The sequence below is a fragment of the Micromonospora acroterricola genome (assembly GCF_003172955.1).
GTDB classification, from domain to species: domain Bacteria; phylum Actinomycetota; class Actinomycetes; order Mycobacteriales; family Micromonosporaceae; genus Micromonospora; species Micromonospora acroterricola.
This window is the reverse complement of the sequence record NZ_QGKR01000044.1, coordinates 1-3,924: the sequence shown is the minus strand read 5'-3', so window position 1 is coordinate 3,924 and position 3,924 is coordinate 1. Positions and strand designations below refer to the sequence as shown.

The window sequence follows — 3,924 nt, the reverse complement described above, 5'->3', positions numbered from 1 at the left end:
GGCCGGCCCCACCCGCCCCCTCACCAAGGAGGAGGAGCGGGAGCGCCGCCGGCAGCTGCGCGCCGAGGCCGCGTCGGAGTTCCGCCGCGAGGGTGGCCCCCGCGACCGCGGCCCGGAGCGGCTGCTGGCCCGTAACGTGGTCGACTCCCGGCGTACCGTCGGCACCTGGTTCTTCGGCGGCGCGCTGATCGTGCTGATCGGCTCCAACGCGGCGATGCCGGCGGTGGTCCGACTGATCTCCAACGTGCTCTGGGGCGCGCTCGCGCTGGGTGTGGTCGTCGACTCGATCCTGATCTGCCGCAAGATCAGCAAGCTGGTCCGGCAGCGCTTCCCGAAGACTGACCAGCGGATGGGTTCGCTCTACCTGTACGCCGTCATGCGGTCGATCACCTTCCGCCGGATGCGTGCCCCCGCCCCCCAGGTCAAGCTCGGCGACAAGGTCTGATCCCGGCTCACGGCACGCCGAGCAGGCGCAGCAGCGCGGTGGTGCCGGCCGCACCGACCACCACGAGCACGAACGGCACCCGCCGCCAGGCGAGCAGCACGCCCACCAGCACCCCGGCGGGCCGGGCCCAGCCGGCGAACCGGCCGGCCTCGGTGAGCGCCGCCGTGGCGGCCAGCGCGGCGAGCAACGCGGCGGCGCCCACCGGCAGCAGCCGCCGGGCCCACGCGGGCAGGTCCAGCCGGTCGCGCAGCAGCACACCGGCCACCCGGAAGCCGTAGGTTCCGGCGGCCAGCGCCAGGATCACGGCGATCAGCACGACCCCTCCCCGGTGGGCTCGGCGCCGACACGTGTCCCCGGGGCGCGACCGGTGTCGTCGGTCGGAGTCGACCGACGGCGGAGGGCGATCACGGCCGGGCCGGCGAGCGCGAGCAGCACCGGCAGCCCGGCCGGGAGCAGCGGGGTGGCGGCGACCGCCAGCGCGGCCCCGGACAACGCCGCGTGGCGGGTGTCCCGGTCCCGAAGGGACGGCAGCAGCAGCGCGATCAGTCCGGCCGGGGAGGCGGCGTCCAGGCCCAGCGCGGCCGGGTCGCCGACCGCGCCGCCGGCGAGCACGCCGAGCAGGGTGCCCGCGTTCCAGGCCAGGAAGAGCAGCGTCCCCGCGAGCCAGAACGCCCGCCGCCGGGCGTCGCCGGCCGGCTGGGCCAGGGTGAACGCGGTTGTCTCGTCCGTCAGCAGGTGACTGCCGAGTAGGCGGTGCCGCAGCCGGGGGCCCAGGCTGTCGCCGAGGGCCAGGCCGAACGGCAGGTGCCGGGCGTTGAGCAGCAGACCGGCCAGCACGGCGGCGAGCGGGCTGCCGGCGGCGACCAGACCGACCGCCATGAACTGCGCGCCGCCGGCGTAGAGGACCGCCGACATGGTCAGGGTGGCCCACACGGGCAGCCCGGCGGCGATGGCCACCGCGCCGAACGAGGCGCCCACCGCGAGCATGGCCGCGCCGAGGGCAAGCACGTCACGAAGCATCCGGCCGCCGGCTGTTCGTTGTACCGTACGCATGGTTCACCATGGTGAACAGCTCACCGGTGTTCGTCAAACCGAACGTTGATCCAATGGAGCGAACGCATGCCTCCCGAACCGGCCGCCCCGCTCGCCACCATCGCCGCCGCCCTGCGCCGCGAGCGGGACCGGGTCGGCATCTCGCTGACCGAACTCGCCCGCCGGGCCGGCGTCGCCAAGTCCACCCTGTCCCAACTGGAGTCCGGCACCGGCAACCCGAGCGTGGAGACGCTGTGGGCGCTCGGGGTGGCGCTCGGCGTGCCGTTCAGCCGGCTGGTGGAGCCGGCCGACGACACCGTCCGGGTGCTGCGCGCCGGGGAGGGCCCCCGGGTCCGCTCCGAGCAGGCCGACTTCACCGGAACGCTGCTCAGCGCCGGGGCGGCGCACCTCCGCCGGGACGTCTACCTGATCGAGCTGGAGCCGGGCGCGGTCCGGAGCGCGGACGGGCACACCCCCCGCAGCGTCGAGCACGTGGTGGTCGCCGCCGGCCGCCTGCGGGTGGGGCCCGAGTCCGGCCCCGTCGACCTCGGCCCCGGCGACTACGCGACGTTCCCCGGCGACGCCCCACACCGCTACGAGGCGCTGGCGCCCGGCACCTTCGCCGTACTCATCATGGAACACCCCTGATCAAGGGCGACCGTTCCCTCGGGAGCAGCAGGTGGGGTAAGGTCGGAGACCAGATTCGGTTATCGACGCAAATGTCCGAAACCATCGGATAACGTTTGCGCCCGTGGGCGGTGCCACAGTGGCGGTGGACGAGCCGACGCCGTTACCCTCCATCCGCAGCCACGCCCTGCCGAGACGGGCGACCTGACCGGCACGCGAGGCCCCAGCGCGACAATTGGCAACGAGGTGACAACGCCGTGAGCGAGCGGACGCGAGCCGGCCACCGGGGCGTGGCAGGCCGCGACCGGACGCCCGGCGGTCACCGGGGCGCGAGCGCGGACGGCCCACCTCGGACCGGGATCGGCCAACCGGCCGGGTGTGGCGACAGGCCGGGCGGATGAACGGCCGCTACACCGACCGGTGGCGGGACCCGAACGAACCGTCCTGGGTGGTCGAACCGACCACCGAGTGGCAGCCGCAGTTTCCCGGCCAGCGCTATCCCGGCGACATCGGCATGTCCCACCAGCCACCCCCACCGCCGCGCGGCCGGGCCACGGTGGTCGGTCCCACCGAGGTGCCGCCGCTCGCGCCCACCCGCCCCGACGGGACGTACCTCGGCCGCTCCTGGGCCGACGAGGAGCCGGCCGAGACGGAGCCCTACGGCCGGCCCCGGGCCGACGAGCGTCCGGTCGACGCGTCCCCCTACGGCCGATCCGACAGCGCCGACGCCCGCCAGTACGACCACGAGCCGTACCGGCGGCCGCTGCCCGAGCCGCCCCGGCGCGAGGACCGCCGCTCCCCCGAGTCGGACCGGCGGACCGCCTGGTCCGACCGACGCCCGAGCGACGAGCGCGGACCGGCCCGGGAGGCCGCCTGGCACCGGGACCAGCCCGCCGAGCGGTACGACACCCGCCGCCCCCGGCAGGAGCCGACCGACCGGGAGCGCGGGTACCCGCCGGCGCCACCGGTGTCCCCCGCACCCCGGGTCGATTCCGGCTGGGTGCCGGAGCCCGACGAGGCGCCACGCCGGCGCGGCACGCAGGAACGCCCGGCCGCCGGACACGACCGGCACCCCGGCGACGGGTACGCCGCCCGGCCCACCCGCAGCCACGACGACCGCCCGGCCGACGGCTGGGCCGCCGGCGGGGCCGGCCAGTGGGCGCCCGTGGACGGCCGCTCGCGGTACCGCGCCGACGGGTACCCCGACCGGGTCACCGACGACCGGCGCCGTCCGGATCGGGCCGGCGACGACTCCCGGCGTCCAGAACGGATCACCGACGACCCGCGCCGCTCGGATCGGTCGGTCGACGATGCGCGCCGCTCCGATCGGCGGGTCGACGATTCGCGCCGCTCCGATCGGCCGGTCGACGACCCGCGTCGCTCCGATCGGCCGGTCGACGACCCGCGTCGTCCGGAGCGAGGTGCGGATGACCGCCGTCCTGAGCGGTTCCCCGACGACGCCCGACGATCGGAGAGGTACACCGACGACGCCCGCCGTCCTGAGCGGTTCCCTGAAGACGCGCGGCCGGCGGCGCGGGCCCGCACGGACGCCGGAGTCGGTGCGCCCACGGAGCGGCGGTACCGCCCGGACGAGTCCGGCGCACCGCAGACCCTCGACGATGGACGCCGGCACCGGCCCGCAGCGGAGCCACCCGCACAGCCCCGCCGCGACGATGAGCGGCGCCGTCCCACGGCCGACCCGCACTGGCAGCAGCCCCGCGAGGCGGCGGCACGCGCCGAGGCGCACCCCGACCGGCGTCCGCGCGAGGAGGCCCGGCCGGAGGCGTACCGCGAGCCTGGGCCGCAGCCCGGCCACCGAG

Annotated in this window: 4 protein-coding genes and 1 pseudogene; 3 read left to right on the top strand and 2 right to left on the bottom strand. The window is 76.4% G+C overall.

The annotated features are described in order from the left end of the window. On the top strand, positions 1 to 445 hold a 445-nt coding region (locus DKT68_RS00540; protein ID WP_109815482.1), incomplete at its 5' end, for a DUF3043 domain-containing protein. Between the two features lie 7 nt (positions 446 to 452). Here the strand turns inward: DKT68_RS00540 and DKT68_RS00535 are convergent. Next, the gene (locus DKT68_RS00535) at positions 453 to 761 is read right to left on the bottom strand and encodes an AzlD domain-containing protein (protein ID WP_109815481.1); all 309 of its coding nucleotides are present in this window, start codon (positions 759 to 761) and stop codon (positions 453 to 455) included. Further along, the gene (locus DKT68_RS00530) at positions 755 to 1,498 is read right to left on the bottom strand and encodes an AzlC family ABC transporter permease (RefSeq protein ID WP_109815480.1); all 744 of its coding nucleotides are present in this window, start codon (positions 1,496 to 1,498) and stop codon (positions 755 to 757) included. Before DKT68_RS00530 ends, DKT68_RS00535 begins: the two co-directional genes overlap by 7 nt. A 66-nt stretch (positions 1,499 to 1,564) precedes the next feature. Between DKT68_RS00530 and DKT68_RS00525 the strand changes: the two genes are divergently transcribed. Continuing rightward, positions 1,565 to 2,125, top strand: coding sequence for a helix-turn-helix domain-containing protein (locus DKT68_RS00525; RefSeq protein ID WP_109815479.1), 561 nt, complete (start codon positions 1,565 to 1,567; stop codon positions 2,123 to 2,125). Positions 2,126 to 2,501: 376 nt separating this feature from the next. Next, positions 2,502 to 3,924: pseudogene (locus tag DKT68_RS00520) on the top strand (hypothetical protein); the annotation flags it as partial.